General features: G+C 57.6%; 9 protein-coding genes. 1 reads left to right on the forward strand and 8 read right to left on the reverse strand.

The annotated features are described in order from the left end of the window. Positions 1-8 precede the first annotated feature (8 nt). The 3 genes from DYU11_RS06610 to DYU11_RS06620 form a co-directional block, all read right to left on the reverse strand. On the reverse strand, positions 9-1,532 hold the full coding sequence (locus DYU11_RS06610) for a RagB/SusD family nutrient uptake outer membrane protein (RefSeq protein WP_119666872.1): 1,524 nt from the start codon (positions 1,530-1,532) through the stop codon (positions 9-11). 26 nt (positions 1,533-1,558) lie between these two features. Then, positions 1,559-4,999, reverse strand: a complete 3,441-nt coding sequence (locus DYU11_RS06615) for a SusC/RagA family TonB-linked outer membrane protein (RefSeq protein ID WP_119666873.1) — start codon at positions 4,997-4,999, stop codon at positions 1,559-1,561. A 150-nt stretch (positions 5,000-5,149) separates the two neighbouring features. Further along, positions 5,150-6,202 (reverse strand): FecR family protein, encoded by a 1,053-nt coding sequence (locus DYU11_RS06620; protein ID WP_119666874.1) that lies wholly within the window; start codon positions 6,200-6,202, stop codon positions 5,150-5,152. A 433-nt stretch (positions 6,203-6,635) separates the two neighbouring features. Here DYU11_RS06620 and DYU11_RS06625 point away from each other — a divergent pair, with 433 nt between their 5' ends. Next, a complete protein-coding gene (locus DYU11_RS06625) occupies positions 6,636-7,298 on the forward strand; it encodes a zinc metallopeptidase (RefSeq protein ID WP_119666875.1) in 663 nt (220 codons plus the stop codon). A 90-nt stretch (positions 7,299-7,388) separates the two neighbouring features. On the opposite strand, the gene DYU11_RS06630 is transcribed toward DYU11_RS06625, so the two are convergent. From DYU11_RS06630 to DYU11_RS06650, 5 genes are all read right to left on the reverse strand, one after another. Next, positions 7,389-8,924, reverse strand: a complete 1,536-nt coding sequence (locus DYU11_RS06630) for a glycoside hydrolase family 32 protein (protein WP_119666876.1) — start codon at positions 8,922-8,924, stop codon at positions 7,389-7,391. 67 nt (positions 8,925-8,991) lie between these two features. Then, positions 8,992-10,710, reverse strand: coding sequence for a RagB/SusD family nutrient uptake outer membrane protein (locus DYU11_RS06635; RefSeq protein ID WP_119666877.1), 1,719 nt, complete (start codon positions 10,708-10,710; stop codon positions 8,992-8,994). 19 nt (positions 10,711-10,729) lie between these two features. After that, positions 10,730-13,882: a SusC/RagA family TonB-linked outer membrane protein gene (locus tag DYU11_RS06640; protein WP_119666878.1), complete on the reverse strand. Its 3,153-nt coding sequence runs from the start codon at positions 13,880-13,882 to the stop codon at positions 10,730-10,732. Positions 13,883-13,919: 37 nt separating this feature from the next. Next, positions 13,920-14,813, reverse strand: a complete 894-nt coding sequence (locus DYU11_RS06645) for a carbohydrate kinase family protein (RefSeq protein WP_119666879.1) — start codon at positions 14,811-14,813, stop codon at positions 13,920-13,922. Between the two features lie 109 nt (positions 14,814-14,922). Then, entirely contained in the window at positions 14,923-16,257 is a 1,335-nt protein-coding gene (locus tag DYU11_RS06650) for a sugar porter family MFS transporter (protein ID WP_119666880.1), read from the reverse strand. Between the last annotated feature and the right edge of the window lie 67 nt (positions 16,258-16,324).

Genomic DNA, 16,324 nt, shown 5'->3' on the forward strand with positions numbered 1-16,324 from the left:
CGGTCAACTCAATAATTCGGATTCTGGACGAGATTAGGGTTTAAGTCCCGGTCGGTTTGCGGAATGGGCAGGAGTTCGTCCTGGCCTTGCTGGAAGTTCGCAAAGCCCGGGTCGCGTACGGCCAACTGCGGACCCAGATCACCCCAACGGGCCAGATCATTCCACCGCCAGCCTTCGCCCGCCAGCTCGGTGACGCGTTCGTGTTTCAGTTGATTCAGAAACTGTTCCTGACTCAAACCCGGCCGCACCGTCGAAAGCGGAGCCAGCCCGGCCCGTTGCCGCACCCGGTCAACGAAGGGGTACGCCTGGGCGGTCCGGCCCGTGGCGTTCAGGGCTTCGGCATACATCAGCAGCACATCGGCGTAGCGGATGTAGCGCCAGTTGTTCGGCGACCGGTACCCTTCTTCGTTTTTCCAGTGATCGTTCTGGAACTTCCGGAACCACACCCGCTGGTTGTTGGCCCCGTAGCGCTCCAGGAAGGTTCGGCCGTAAATCTGCGTGAAGGCAGGCCCCCGTACGTCGGTTGAATCGAACAGGAACGAGGCCGCTACCCGTGGATCGCGGGCACCGGTGGTCGTGGGCTCGTAGAACTCACGAACAACCCAGCGCCGGCATTCTCCGTCTGACCAGCCGATGGACTGCGGGCCAAAAAACTGGGCAATGGACGTACCGTAGTTGTGGTTCGGCGTTTCGGTGTCATCGTCGGTATACTCGGCCGGGTTCTCGGCAAACTGCCATTCAAACACCGATTCGCGGTTGTTTTCCGTCGTGATCAGGAAGTTGTCGCGGTAATTCGGCACCAGCGCGTAAATAGACCGTCCGTCGCCTTCAACGAGCCACTGCAAAGGAGTAAGCGACTCGTTGTACTTGCGCTGCTGAAAATAAGCGCGGGCGAGCAGGGCGTAGGCGGCTCCTTTGGTAGCGCGTCCGAGGTCGGCCCCGCCATACGTAGCAGGAAGCGCCGGGATGGCCTCGGTTAAATCCTGCTCGATCTGCGCCCATACCTGCTGAATGGTGGCCGAACTGGGCCGGTCGCCTACCGTCGAAGGCGTCAGGATCAGCGGTACGTTGCCATACAGGGTTACGAGATGGAAATAAAACATGGCCCGCAGGAACTTGGCTTCGCCGATGTACCGCTGCTTCAGGGTCTCGTCCATCTGGATGGTCGGCACGTTGGCGATCACCTGATTGGCCCGGTTGATACCGATGAAATTATCGTTCCAGACGCTGTACGCATTGCCGTAGTTATAGTCGCTGATCAGGAACCGGTCCATGTTGTTCAGGATACCGGGATCGGGGCTCTGGCTCCAGCCGATGTCGGAGCGAATGATGTAGTAAAACGGCATCCACCGCGAAATACCGCCCCGGTGCGTTGTACTGTAAATGGAATTTACCCCCACCAGGGCGTCGTCGGCCGTTCGCCAGAACACCTGGGTCGTTACCTGGTTTGGGTTTACAATGTCTAAGTTCCGATCGCAGCCGGCCAGTGTTATCGTTGCGGCCAGCGCCAGGAGTATGAATCTATTTTTCATGGTTTGCTGAGTCTAAAGAAGGGTCATCAGAAGTCGCAGTTGATACCGAGTGAAATCACGCGGGGGGTGGGCCAGTGGCCGTTGTCGACGCCCCGTTCCTGGATGTTGGCCCCCGTTACGTCCGGATCAAGTCCTGAATACTTCGTGATCGTAAATAGATTTTGACCACTAACGTACACGCGCGCGCCCCGAACGTTGAGCCGGTTAGTCAGGGTTTTGGGCAGGTTGTACCCAAGCTCAATGTTCCGTACCCGAACGTAGGAAGCGTTTTCGAGCCAGCGGTCGCTGTAGGCGAGGTTGTTCGAGATAATCCCCTGATCATTGGCTTCCAGGCCCAGTCGCGGATCGCTCGTGTCGGTGTTGTTGGGTGTCCACGGGCTGATGTCCCGGCGGAAGTTGGTGTTCTGGTAGCTGTCCAGAATCCGCCGGATGTCGTTGTAGACCGTATAGCCAAAAATGCCGATCAGCTGAACGTTCAGGTTGAAGTTTTTATACGACCCGTTAAACTGCGCACCGGTTTGCAGCGACGGCCAGGGCGACGTAACAAACTGCCGGTCGTTGACGTCGATGCGGCCGTCGTTGTTGGCATCCTCGTAGCGGATATCGCCTGGTTTGGCGTTCGGCTGGATCAGCGAACCGTCGGGCCCCCGGTAGTTATTGATCTCCTCCTGGGTCTGAAAGAGGCCGTTCGTTTTCAGCACAAACCACTGACCCACCGGATTGCCCACCTGCGACCGCGTGTTGCCGCTGACGATGTAGTTGATGTCCTGCCCCTGGTTGCCGACGTTCTCGACCCGGTTGCGGATGGTGGTGAAATTACCCGATACGTCCCACTTGAAGGCGTTTTCGTTATTGCGGTACGTCGCCGAGAACTCGACCCCCCGGTTGCGGATGGAAGCCGTGTTCACGTATGGATTTCCCCGCAGGTTACCCAGGTAGCCCGGTACGGTGAGGTTCAGGATGGCATCCGACGACAGGGAGTTATACACGTTGAATTCAGCCGTAATGCGGTTGTTCAGGAAACTGGCCGTCAGCCCGTAGTTCTGCTGAATCCGCTCTTCCCAGCGCAGGTTCGGGTTGGCCAGCTGCGCCTGATAGGCTCCGACGTTCGCGGTTTGGCCGTCGCCGAAAATGGCCCGGGGGTTGTTGTTGATAAAGGCCGTATACGGGAAGGAGCCCAGCGTCGGCACCACAATCCCCAGCTTGCCGTACGAAGCGCTCAGCTTCAGATCGGAGATCCAGTCTACGTTGAAAAATTTCTCTTCACTGATGCGCCACGCACCCGCTATTGATGGGAAGAAACCCGTTCGGTAGTTCGGACCGAACCGCGAATCCTGGTCGACGCGCCCGGTCAGGGTCAGCAGGTAGCGGTCGTTGTAGGTATAATTGATCCGGCCCAGATACCCCAGAATGCGGTAGTACTCGGGCGTACCGCCGGCCGACGTAGCGATGCCCGAAGCGGCCCCGATCGTGGGCAGGTACTGACCACCGGCAAACGCCAGGTTTGTGCGGCCGCCCGTGGTCACGTCGCGTCGGGTGTTTTGCTGGCTGATCCCCACCACGCCGTTGATGTTGTGCAGACCAAACGTCCGGTTAAAGTTCAGCGTGTGTTCAAACAGGAGGCTCGTGAACCGCGAACGGTCTTCATTGATCGAACTGGGAACGGGGGCTGCGTTGTACTGATACACACCCACCCGGCGGAGGTTCTGCGTGTAGTCGAAGCTGGCATCCAGACCGGCGTTGAAGCGATAGGAGAGCCAGTCGGCGAACTTGAACTCCAGGAAGGCGTTGCCGACCAGCCGGGCGAAGTTGCTCCGGTTGCTGGACAGATTTCGGGCGGCCACGGGGTTGTAGGCGTACGAGATGCTGTTGATCGAACCGATACCGTAGCCCTCCGGATTCGTTGGGCTGATGTAGCTGGGGTCCTGAACCGGAATTACGGGCAGGTTGTAGGCCATATCGTAGATCGGATTGGTTCCTATCGGCTGGTTCTGCACGTTGGAGTTCGTCAGCACTACGTTCTCGCCGAAGGTAAAGCGCCCGAATTCGTTGCGGGTATTGATCCGCAGACTGGCCCGGTTGAAATTGCTGCCGATGACGTAGCCCGTATTGTTGAAATAACTGCCCGACAGCAGGTACCGGCCCGTTTTCGTCCCCCCCGACAGGGTCAGGTTATAATCCTGTAAACTGCCGGTCCGCAGCACCTGATCCTGCCAGTCGGTGTCGATAGCCGGGTTGAACGTTCCTTCGGCTACGCTGACGGGCGGGGTTTGGCCTGAGTTCTGGTACTGCGTACGCTGCAGGGCCGCAAACTCCGACGCGTTCATGACGTCCCAGCGTTTGTACGCCTGCTGTATGCCGTATTTGCCCGTGAACGAAACCCGCGCCGGGCCTTCCTTGCCCTGCTTGGTGGTGATGATGACCACGCCATTGGCCGCCCGGGACCCGTAGATAGCAGCCGCCGACGCGTCTTTCAGAATCTGGATGGATTCAATGTCGTCGGTATTGATCGTCGGGTTGGCATCGGCAATCATGCCATCGATGACGTAGAGGGGTTCCGTATTCAGGAAGCTGGCTACCCCCCGGATCTGGATGGACGCCTGCTGACCCGGCACCCCCGTATTACGTACGGTAACGCCCGGCGACAGTCCCTGGATGGACTCGGGCAGCGACTGCGCCGTGACGCGGTTCGCTTCGGTAGGGTTGATGACCGCGTTGGCTCCCGTTACGTCACGCTTCCGTACGGCCTGATACCCGATCACCACCACCTCCTCCAGTGTCCGGTTGTCGGGTACCAGCTGCACGTTGATGGTGGTCTGGTTGCCGATGGCCACGTCCTGGGACACGTAGCCCACACTCGAAATGGTGAGCGTAGTGGCCTGGTCGCTGACGTTCAGGACAAAGTTGCCGTTCGCGTCGGTGTTGGTACCGTTGTTCGTTCCTTTTTCGATGACGTTGGCACCGGGCAGGCCCTGTCCTGTTTCATCCGTTATCTGACCGCTGATGCGTTTCACCTGCGGGGCAACGGCCGCCAACGCCGATTCAGTCAGGACGCCGGCCGAGGGTATGGTCCCGGCCATGTCGTTTTTTGCGTCCCGCGGGGCTTCGGCTGCCGGTGTTTCGGCCGGCTGAATCACGAACAGCTTTTCCTTGATTTTCGTATAGCGAAGCCCCTGCGGACGTAGCAACTGGAGCAACGCTTCTTCGAGCGAAGCCCCTTCAGGGACTACGCTGGTCTGTCGGCTGGCGACCAGTTGATCATCGTACGCGAAACTGACCCCGAACCGACGTTCGAGATCCGACAGGGCCTTCTTGAGCGGTCGGGTGCGAACGGCCCGGCTTGCTGACGTTGTCTGTTGGGTAAGTGACGGTTCGGCCCGGCTCAGCAACTGAGCATCCACCAGGTTCGGCCAGGCACACAGGCTGATGCCAATGAGCAGCGGAATGGTTGTAGATTGGTTTTTCATAACGGGAAAAAATTACCACTGTAGTTAACGTAAACTGAGGATTTCGTAAGTCGATGTTGTGGTGTCATAAGTCGAGTTGATGTTGAGTTAATTGTTGCTGATACGGCTTGTTAAACTTGTTAGGAAAAGGCCACCCGCCGGCCGGTCGGGTTATCTGGCCCGTCGCAGCACAATCTGGTTGGCCGCCCGGTCGGTGGTCAGATTGAACGTAGCCGAGAGGGTTGCCAGCAGGGTTTCGATGTCTTCGTTGGACAGGTTGCCGGTGAATCGCCGGGCGGCTAAGTCGCTGTCTTCAAATACCAGTTCCAGGCCGTACGTATCCTTCAGTTGCTGGGCGATGTCGCTCAGAGCCATGTTGTCGAACACGAACTGATGGTGCACCCAGGAGGTACGTAACAGCGGTTTTTCGCTACGGATGGCCACTTTTTCAACGCTGGGTCTGGCCGAGGCTACCTGGCCCGGTTTGAGTTCAATGCCGTTGCCGGCTGTCTGGCCTGGTTTGACCAGCTGCACGCGGCCTTCTACGAGGGTGACGTCGGTATGGCCGCGTCGGCTGTTCACGTTAAACTGCGTGCCAAGCACCGTAATGTCCAGGTTGGGCGTGTGCGTAACAAACGTTACGCGTTTAGTACGGGCCGCTTGCCGACTGTATTTTTTGGTGACCTTGAAATACCCTTCGCCGTCGATCCAGACTTCGCGGGGCTGATCGTCCGTCCAGTTGGCGGTAAACGTCAGGGTCGAGTTGCCGTTGAGCAGCACCGTACTGCCGTCGGGCAGCGTAACGGTGCGGTTCTCGCCATAAGCCGTATGAATACGCTCCTGGCGGGGCTGACGCACGTACCAGATCGTTCCACCGGCCAGCAGTAACAGACCCGTCAGCGACGCGGCAATCGGCCACAGCCAGCCCGATCGCTGCCAGACACGCAGCGGACGTACCGAAGCCAGTGGTTGCTGCTCGTCAAAAGCCTGTTCCAGCACCTGCCGTATGCGCTGCAGGCTGCTGTCGGTCAGGTCGTCGTGGCTGGCCCGGAGGTGAAGCACCATCGACGCGGCTTCGTCAATAGCCGTCTGCTGCTCCGGATGACTAAGCATAAAAGTGTGCCAGAACGTCATGCTTTCCTCGTCGGGCTGAAGAATCCAGCGCCGGAATGCATCGTCGAGGACAAAATCCCGGGCCGTGAACCGGTGGTAGGGCTGTTCCATGCGGGCGTAACCGTTGTCTATCTTCCGAAGAACGAAGTCGCGGTTTTTATCCCTCGGAAAGTGAAAAATTTTTACGGGTATAATGATACGCTGCGCCGGAAGTCAACCGGTAACAGGCCCGATTCAACACCATTGGTTGCCACGACGTCGAGTGTGATGCCGATGGAGGCATTTTAGAGCGGATCAGATAGCTGCGCGGTTGGCTCAGAACAGGCCGTAGAATCACCGGAGCCTCGGTAATTGGACGGCTAAACTCATTGCAGCAGGCAGTCTGGGTTGTTCAGCGTCCTGTTTTCAGGATAAACGGCAAGATTTTCGGGACACTTTAGGTGAATTTCTTGTTTTATTATCGGTAGGCCACTAAGTTGGTCGCCACAAAAGAATACCCTGACAAGTAACCTAACAACGAACAATGATTTCACCCTGGATATTAATGATCGTGATCTTCGGCCTCAGTGCGTTTGTGAGCTGGCGGTTGCGGAGTAAGTTTAACGAGTATTCACAAGTTGGGTTGAGCAACGGCCTGAGCGGAGCGGAGATTGCGCAGAAGATGCTGAACGAAAACGGTATCTACGACGTGCGCGTCGTGTCGGTGGAAGGTATGCTCACTGACCACTACAATCCGCAGGAAAAAACCGTGAACCTGAGTGCCGACGTTTACTACGGCCGAAGCGTAGCGGCCGCTGCGGTGGCGGCCCACGAATGTGGTCACGCCGTACAGCATAAAGTAGCCTACGGGCCTTTGCAGTTCCGGTCGGCCATTGTGCCGATTGTAAGCGTTGCCTCGCGGTATTTACAATGGGTAATCCTGCTAGGCATCTTCATGCTGCAAACGACACCGCTGCCGCTTACTATCGGTGTGGGTTTGTTTGCCGTCACGACCCTGTTCAGTTTCATTACGCTGCCCGTCGAATTTGACGCCAGCAAGCGGGCCCTGGCCTGGGTGCAGAACCGGGGTATTGTCAACAAGCGCGAATATGGTTATGCCAAAGATGCGCTGTGGTGGGCCGCTATGACGTACGTAGTAGCCGCGCTGGGTTCACTGGCTACGCTGCTTTATTACCTCAGCATTCTGTCAGGTCGTCGTAGTGACTAACCTGGGTTAACCGATATGGTAAACGCCCCGCTCGATCGTCGAGCGGGGCGTTTTGTTAAGCGGCCATTATGGTTTCGCAGGTCGGGTTCATCATAGTCCGGGCTCCAGAGAGGGCTTCAGTGGCGTGTACGTCAGCGTCGGGAGGGTTGTTCCCGGCGCCGATCTGATGAATACGCTGCTCAAATTCTTTTCCGGAAAGAAAATGTCCGTCATGACCGTCAACCCGTTATCAGCAAACAATTCAACGGAGGCTACATCGACCAGCAGCGTGAGCGTAATGGTACCGTCGGTCGACAGACGCGGGGCGGTGTGTCGCCTGGCAAAGCCTTTCTCGAAACCAGTTTTACCGGATTTTGTCCGGTCAATGTAGTACGCGTTAGCCGCTTTATCGTAGCCAACCACCAGTTCGTTGTCCTGCTCATTGGCGAGTACAATGGCAAAGTCGCTGGTAGGGGCAGCCGTTAGGGTCAGTTTGAACAGCTCGTTCCGGCCGCCGGTTTTGGCCGTCAGGTCATACTGCCCTTTTACGGCTACGTTACGCAGCGAGCTGGTCTTCTCATGGAGTACGTCCAGTTCCTTCACCGGGGTCGAGGTCAGGTACAGCTCTTTGTTCACTTCCTTCAAACCAAGCTCGCGCGGTACGGTAGTCGCACTGCGCCAGGAGGTAGTAGGCACCACATTCGCGTATTGCCAGTTGCTCATCCAGCCCATCAGCACCACGCGGTCGCCGGTATTGGAAAACGTAACCCCGGCGTAGTTGTCGGTGCCGTAATCCATCCATTTGGTGTTGGTCGAGTAAGGCCGGAAGGTCTTTCCGTCGAAGTCGCCGACGAAATACTGCGTTGCCGAGCCGCCATTCGGTCCGCCCGGATTGATGCTGACCAGCAGCACCCAGGCTTTGCGGCCGTTGTGGTCGAGCGGAAACAGGTCCGGGCACTCCCAGACGCCCCCGTGGGCCCCTACTTCCTTACCAAACTCACTTTCTCTGGTCCAGTCTTTCAGGTTGGGCGACGAGTAGAACGTAACGCGGTCTTTGGTGGCCAGCGTCATGATCCATTTCTTCTGCGGCTCAAACCAGCGCACCTTCGGGTCGCGGAAGTCAACGATGCCGGGGTTGGGCAATACGGGATTACCCGCGTATTTGGTCCAGGTCCGTCCTTCGTCGAGGCTGTAAGCAATACTCTGGTACTGGTATTTGTCTGATTTCTTCGTCTTCTCCAGCGAAGCGTTGTGGTGCGTAAAAATGGCGACCAGCGGCACCTGACCATCCTTACCGAACCCGCTCGTATTATTGACATCAACAACGGCACTTCCCGAGAAAATGTACCCCAGGCTATCGGGATAAAGCGCGATGGGCTGCTCCTGCCAGTGTACCATGTCCTTGCTGGTGGCATGTCCCCAGTGCATAGGCCCCCAGGTGGTTCCGTTGGGGTAGTGTTGAAAAAACAGGTGATACGTCCCCTTGTGGTAAACCATGCCGTTTGGATCGTTCATCCAGTGGGCTTTCGGCGAAAAATGGTACTGGAGCCGGTGGACTTCCGATTTCTGGCCGGCTTGCGTGGTCTGACCAGTCGAGACGTGGGGCAGTGATGCCAGGAACGTCAGAGTCAAGAGTATTTCTTTCATGCTGATTATCTGCTTGCTAAATCCCGATTCAGGTCAGCCGATCGGCTTGCCTGAACCGGGACTGGGTTTAATAACCGGGATTCTGCTTGTATAAGCCTTTGGTGAAGGTTATCTCCCGTTGTGGGATCGGCAAATATTCATCGCGGCCCGCGGTGAACCTGGCCCCGCCCAGAAAGGATCGCCGGGTTTTCTCAACGGCCAGGTAGGCGTTCAGCGTTGGTTCGGCAATGCCCCAGCGAACCAGGTCGAAGAAACGTGGCCCTTCCGTGGCAAATTCGAGCCGCCGTTCCCATTGCAGCGCCCGACGGGCATAGGCCTGCGTCCAGTTGGCGGCCTCATACGGCCTGATCAGGTACTTCGACGGGTCGGTACCGTCGGCTTTTTTCAGACGGCCGGTGCTTTTTGCAGCCCGCTCCCGAATCTGGTTGATCAGGGGCAGCGCCTGATTCGGCTGACCCAGCTCAATGTACGCTTCAGCCTGCCAGAGCAGGACATCGGCGTATCGGATGATGTCGATGTTTTTCGACGTCCCGATAAATGGCCCCTGCTTTTTGTACGATGAACTAGTGGCCAGCTGCTGTTCTTTCATACTTTGGAAGAAACCATACACGCCCGGATCGCGCACCCAGCTGTTGCTGAACGGCAGGGCCGCGTTGTATTTGTACGGGTGACCGTCGATGCCGATGGTATGATCCACGCGTGGATCAACGGTGGCGGTCTGGAAATTGATGTTTGCATTGTTGTACGTATCGAATTTAGGCAGTCCGCTGGCGTCCGTACCAAACGCATTGGCCAGGTTCTGCGTAGGCTGGTGGAAGCCGCAGCAGCCGTACTGCGGAGCCCCGTGCGGGTAATTCAAACCCGTTTCGAAGTTCAGCCGCCCCAGCGTTGTACCATCGTTGATCGAATACTGCACCGCAAACACCGATTCGACGCCGTTGTCGAACTCCGGCAGGAAATTCTCGGCATAGTCGGGCTGAAGGCTGTACTGGCCCGAACTGATTACCATGTCCGTGAGCCTCACTACTTCCTGCAATCGGGCTCTGTTGATGTTCATGACCTTGTGGCTTTCGTCCTGCTCGTAGGCCTGAAACAATCGCAGTTTGGCCAGGTAAGCCGCAGCCGAAAACTTGTTGGCCCGTGCCCGCTCAGGTTGGGTCGGCGGGAGGTTATCGACCGCGAACTGGAAATCCTCACCAATTTTGTTCCAGAGTTCATCGTTGGTGTACTGCCGGTTCGAGGTCGTCAGAATCTGATCGTTCGTCAGCGTTTCGTCTACGTACGGAACGTATTTGAACAGGATCTTGAGCATGAAGTGCGCGTGTCCCCGCAGGAAGCGCAGCTCTCCCAGCCGGGTTTTCTTCAGCGGATAATCGCTCTCGTTCAGCGCGTTGATCGACCGGATCGCAACGTTGGCGCGGGAGATGGCCTTGTAGTAATTTTCCCAGGTGTAGGGGTGGAAGAAGCCGCCACCCTGCTGCGGCTGCGTCAGGTTGTGCTGCTCGTAGAAGTTAATGTCTTCCAGGTCAGCTACGCCACCACCGCCTTTGTGGGCGTCGTCGGCGCGGACGCTGCCGTACACCCACATGCTCGCAACGGGGCCAATCATCTCGCCGTTGCCCAACGACGCATAAGCGGCCGTAACGAGCGCGTCGGCATTACCGGCGCTTTTGATGTTATCCGAAGAAAGAGTGCCCTGCGGCTGGTATTCCAGAAAATCGGTGCAGGAAGAGAAGAGGCTGCCACCCACCATGAGCAGGCCCGAAAGTAGTCGTTTAGTTTTCATGATCGTGAGGTTGCTGGTTTTAGAAAGAGACATTTAAACCGAACGTGAACGTGCGGGGCACGGGTACCGTGTTGACATCGACCCGCTCCGGATCAGGTCCCAAAAAGCTCCTGCTTTTGAACCAGACTACGTTCTCGGCCATGCCGTAGAGCCGCAGGCTGGTCAGGCCAAACTTGCCGATGGCTCCTTTCGGGAAGGTGTAACCCAGCTGAATGTTCCGGATCTTGTAGTACGAGGTATTGACGTTGAAGTAATTCGACGGCCGGGTTTCGTTGTTGCCGTCCGAGAGCGTCAGGGCCGGGATGGGCGACGAGGTATTCTGGGGTGTCCAGGCATCGAAAACCCCCGGTCCTACGTTATCGCGGCCCCGGATGAAGTTGTTGTAGAACGTGTACGAATCAAAACCCGTCCGACCGGCTACGCCCGAGCCGAAAATGGCAAAGTCGAAGTTTTTGTAGCCCAGCTGTACCTGCGCCCCGTATTCGAGGCCGGGCAGGGTTGTACCGTAAAACTCCTGATCCAGCGCGTCAATCCTGTTGTCGCCGTTGAGATCGCGGTAGCGGATACGGCCCGGCGCGGCTCCTACCTGAACGGCATGGTTGTTCACTTCTTCCTGATTCTGGAAGATACCATCGGTCCGGTAGCCAAACAGGTCAAACTGTGAACGGCCGATGATGGTCGTTACCGCATTGCCGGCGAAGGCCGAGCGTACTTCTTCGGGCAGCACCGTGATCCGGTCGCGGAAGCGGGCAAAGTTGGCCGATACGTTGTAGGTGAAGTTGCCGATGGGCTTGCCATAATACCCCAGCGACAACTCGAAGCCTTTGTTCGTTTTGGTGGCTCCGTTGACAAATTTCAGCTGACCTTCACCAACGGCAGCCGCAACGGGTGGCTTGATCAGAATGTCGCGGGTCTGCCGCGCAAAATAGTCGAACGAACCGGCCAGACTCCCGTTCAGAAACGAGAAATCCAGTCCCACGTTGACCTCGTCCGTCGTTTCCCACTTGAGGGCGGTGTTTTCGCCCTGGGTCTGCACGAAGCCCGACGGCAGGGTACCCGAGTTGACGCCGTTCAGGTCGTAGGCCGTTCCCACGTTCCAGAACTGATCGAAGAAGCCGTTATGACCGTTGGGTACCTGCGACGCCAGCGTACCATAGCGGGGCTCGAACAAACCAAACCGGGCCAGATCACCAATATCCTGGTTGCCGATTCGGCCCGCGCCGGCCCGCAGTTTCAGGCTGCTGATCGCTTTTATGTTCTGCATGAACGCTTCCTTATCGATGCGCCAGCCGACCGAAGCCGCCGGGAAAAAGCCGTAGCGGTTCTGGGCACCAAAGCGCGAGGAACCATCCCGGCGGAGCGTCAGGGCGGCCAGGTAACGGTCTGAGAAGTTGTAATCGATGCGGGCGAACTGCGAAAGCAGCCGGCTGCCGGTCGACGTACCGGTACTGCTGGCGTTGCCCGACGCGGCACTCAGGACGAAGAAGTCCTCGGTCTGCACCGCAAAGTTCTCGCGGTACGAAATCACGTCGTTCAGATTGTCGCGAATGGCTTCAACACCGCCCAGTACGTTGAAGCGGTGGTCGCCCAGTCCGAAACTGTAGCGCAGCGTGTTGGTCCAGGTCAGGCTCAGAAATTTGTTGGTGTTCAGCGTAAGGCTGTTCAACGACCGGGCAATGAAGCCGTTCTGGAACGACTGCTCGATGTTTTTGTTCGAGAAGCCGGCGTTATCCATCCCCAGCGACGACCGGAAGATCAGCCCCGGAATCGGTTCAAGCTCCGTGAATACGTTGCCGAAGAGAAACGTCCGGTTGACCTTGTCCCAGCGGTTGATGTACTGCATGAACACCGGATTGTTGCGGTCTGAGTAGCCCGAGCCAAGCGGTCCGGCGAAGTCGCCGGTGCTGGTGTACACCGGGATCGTCGGCGCGAGCGTCACGGCCAGCCCCGGAGTTGGCGCACCACCCAGATCGGAGCTTACCGGGGTTTCCCGCGAGGTGGTCATCTGCAGGTTAACGCCGAGTTTGAATCGCCCGTTGAACTTGCTGGTCAGCCCGTTAACGCGGCCCGTGAGTCGGTCGTAGCCGGTGTATCTGACCAGCCCCGTGTTGTTGAAGTAGCTCAGGTTAACGAGAATGGACGAGTTGGGCGTACCCCCCGAAATGGTCAGGTCGTTGTTGGTCACGTAAGCCGTTTTGTAGAGTTCATTCTGCCAGTCGGTATCGCCCACCGGTACGTTCTGATTGCCTCCTACGAAGGGGTTTACCGTCACGCCGGTTAGTTGCGGATTCCGGAAATCCCTGTTCCAGTTGAACGTATAGATTTCCCCGTAAGCCGATGCCGGATCGATGCCGTCGTTCACGGATGCCTGCCAGAGTGCCCGTCCCCGATCGGCCGCGTTCAGCATCCTGAAACGCTGGGGCTTTTCCGACTGGGCCGTGATGCTGGTATTGAACTGTACGTTCAGTTTGCCGTCGGTGTTCGAGCCGTTTTTGGTCGTGACGACAATGACGCCGTTCGATGCCCGAGCTCCGAAAATCGACGCCGAAGAGGCATCTTTCAGGACCTGGATGGACTGAATAGCCGTTGGGTTCAGACTTTGGAATACCTGCGGCCGTTTGGTCGGTACGCCGTCGATGATAAACAGCGGATCGTTGTTACCTAACGTATTGGAACCCCGAATCAGAATGCGGCTGGCTTCGCCCGAAGGGGTTCCGGTCTTTTCGATGAACAGGCCGGGGGTACGTCCCTGCAACGCCTGGAGCGGATTGCCCGAACTGGTGTTTTTTGTAACAGCCGGTTCGATAACCGCCACGGCACCGGTCAGGTCCTGCCGCCGGGAGGTTGTATACCCCAGCACCACGACTTCGGCCAGCTGCCCGCCTTCCACCAGGGCAACCGTTACGTTATCGACACCCCTGACCGGCACTTCCTGAGCCGTATAGCCAATGAACGATACCGTAACGCTCGTGGCGCTGGCCGGTACTGAAATTGAGAATTTACCTTTAGGGTCGGCTACCGTACCGATGGTTGTGCCGGGAATGATGATGCTGGCACCAATCAGGGGCTCCTGGGTTTTGGCGTCGACGACGCTCCCCGAAACCGTGCGCTGCGCCAAGGCCAGCTGCACCGTCATCAGCAGGACGACGATCGTAGATAGATACTTTTTCATGGGAGAAAATGGTTTACGTTAGTGCATTTGTAAAAAATCAGGCGGTCATGGCCATTTGCGCTGCGTTGGTGATCGTTTGCTCCGAAAAGTCGGGGGTAGCGCCCCGCTGCGTAGCCACGTAAGCCCCGGCAGCGCAGGCAAACGCCAGGGTTTTCTGCGCCGATTCGCCCTGCAGGGTCTTAGAGAGAAAAGCCGCCAGGAACGCATCCCCGCTGCCGATGGTGTCGGCTACCGTTACCGGAAAACCGGCCTGCTGCACGAAGCCGTCCTGATTCAGGAGTACGGCTCCTTTCTCACCGCGGGTAACGCAGAGCGTCCGGACCGAAAAGCGCTCCATAAGGGCCTGCATCGCGGCTGCTTCGCCCGGGTGGGTTCCGTACCAGGCCGCGATTTCGGTCAGTTCGTGGTGGTTCATCTTGACGATGTCGGCCTCGGCGAGCAGGTGTTCAATGATCTCGCGGCTGTAATGCGGAGGCCGGATGTTAACGTCAAATACCTTCAGGGGGGCGGTTTTCAGCAGGCGGTAGAGCGTATCGCGTGAGGTCTGGCTCCGGGCCGCCAGGCTCCCGTAAATGAACACATCGGCCTGTTCAACCAGCCGGGCCAGCGACTCATCGTACTGAATGTAGTCCCAGGCTACGGGCTGGACGATCTTGTACGTTACCTCGTTGCAATCGCTGACGTTCGCTTTTACAATGCCGGTGAGGTGCGTCTGGCCGCGCTGAATCGTATCGGTCGGGATGCCTTTACCGGCAATGAAATCGAGGAGTTCGTTACCCGGATCGTCCTCGCCGACCCGGCTGATCATGCGTGCGTCTAAACCAAAGTTGCGGAGATGTACCGCTACGTTCATGGGCGCTCCACCGGGTTGCTTACCGCTGGGCAGTACGTCCCAGAGCGTTTCGCCAAAACAGACAAGGATTGGTGTCATAATCGGTTTACAGTTTTTTGTTTTCTGGGAATGGTGCCCGGTTTTCGGTCGTTTTATCGGCACAGATCGCGTTGAGCGGAATAGCCGAAAACCGAATACCGCGACCGTTTTAATGAACGACGAAGGTTTTTTCGACCTGTTCCAGGCTGGTACCCTTGGTTTCGGGCATAAATCGAAGGACGAATACGAGCTGAAGCACCATCATCAGGCAGAAGAACGAGAAGGTGTAGGCACCGCCAAGCTGCCCGGCGAAGTAGGGAAACGTAAAGGTGATGATGGCCGCCATCAGCCAGTGCGTGAAGCTGCCCAGCGCCTGCCCGTCGGCCCTGACTTCGTTGGGGAAGATTTCGGAGATGAACACCCAGATCACTCCACCCTGCGAGAAAGCAAAGAAGGCGATGTACACGAACAGGAGAATCGGCACCGACATACTGCCAAAATCCTCGACATAGAAGGCCCGCGCGACCAGACCGAGCGTAACGATCAGGCCCACTGAACCAATGAGCATGAGCGTCCGGCGACCAAAGCGGTCGATCAGGTTAACGGCCAGTAGGGTGAACAACAGGTTGACAACGCCAATCCCTGCCGACGATAACAACGCTGAGCTTTTGCCGAGTCCCGTCATTTCAAAGATCCGGGGGGCGTAGTAGATAATGGCGTTGATACCCGACACCTGGTTGAAAACGGCGAACAGCACGGCCAGCATGATCGGGGTTTTGTAGCGGGATGAGAAGAGTCGGGCGGGTTTGTGCGAGAGCGTTTGCTGCTCGGCGCTGAGCTGAAGCGCGTTCAGCGTCAGTTCATAGTTGTCGCCGTCGATCATCCGCAGCACCTCACGGGCTTCGTCGACCCGACCGCGTTTCAGCAGCAGCCAGCGCGGGCTTTCCGGGATGTTCAGCACGGCGATCAGGAACAGGAGAGACGGAGCCGCCTGCACGCCCAGCATCCACCGCCACGCATTGTCGCCCAGCTCCTGGAGCAGGTAGTTCGACAGGTAGGCGATCAGAATACCCAGCACAACGTTAAACTGGAACAGGGCCACGAGCCGGCCGCGCGACCGTGCCGGCGAAATCTCGGTGATGTACATGGGTGCCGACACCGACGACGCCCCAACGCCCAGCCCGCCCATGAACCGGAACACCAGAAACAGGCTCCAGTCTGTAGCCAGGGCGGAACCCAGCGAGGATACCAGATACAGGACCGCAATCCAGAAAAGCGTTTGCCGCCGACCCAGGCGGTCGGCGGGGATTCCACCGAGCATGGCCCCCAGTACGGTGCCGATCAGGGCCATCGAAACCGTCAGGCCGTGTTCCCACACGCTCAGGTTCCAGAGGGGTTGCAGCGCCTGCTCGACGCCGGAGATTACGGCCGTATCGAACCCAAAGAGGAAGCCACCCAGAGCGGCCGTTATCGACCAGAAAAAAACACGTTGTTGTTGACTCATAACAGACCGGAAATTGTCGATTGATGAGTCAAAGCTACCGTACCGTATTCCGGTGGGCTTTTAGAAA

The organism is Fibrisoma montanum (assembly GCF_003583365.1).
GTDB classification, from domain to species: Bacteria; Bacteroidota; Bacteroidia; order Cytophagales; family Spirosomataceae; genus Fibrisoma; species Fibrisoma montanum.